Source organism: Streptococcus mitis (assembly GCF_946188685.1).
GTDB classification, from domain to species: domain Bacteria; phylum Bacillota; class Bacilli; order Lactobacillales; family Streptococcaceae; genus Streptococcus; species Streptococcus mitis_CC.
The window spans coordinates 1-230 of the sequence record NZ_CAMHWH010000053.1 but is presented as its reverse complement, the minus strand read 5'-3'; the positions used below and the strand labels follow the sequence as shown (position 1 = coordinate 230).

General features: G+C 52.6%; 1 protein-coding gene. It reads left to right on the top strand.

Annotated elements, in window-relative coordinates; genetic code table 11:
- A partial coding sequence (locus N8N51_RS10430; protein WP_261104153.1) for a hypothetical protein occupies nucleotides 1–230 on the top strand: 230 nt, incomplete at both ends.

The following is a 230-nucleotide window of genomic DNA, read 5'->3' as shown; positions in this document are numbered from 1 at the left end:
GCAGATTGTGAAGGCTGCACGTCTTGCCAAAGATATCTTCCAAAAACCTTTCGATAGCAGTGAAAAAGAGCTAGCGAGCAAGCTGCAAGGGGAGCTAAGCCAGTGGCAGAAACTGCTCCAAGAATTCGAGTTCAAGGCAAAGCAAGGCCATTGCCCTGGACAAAGCGTGCTGGAGAGTGGCAAACGACTGGTGGCAGGCCTGCTGGAGCTCGGCAATAACAGCTATGCCC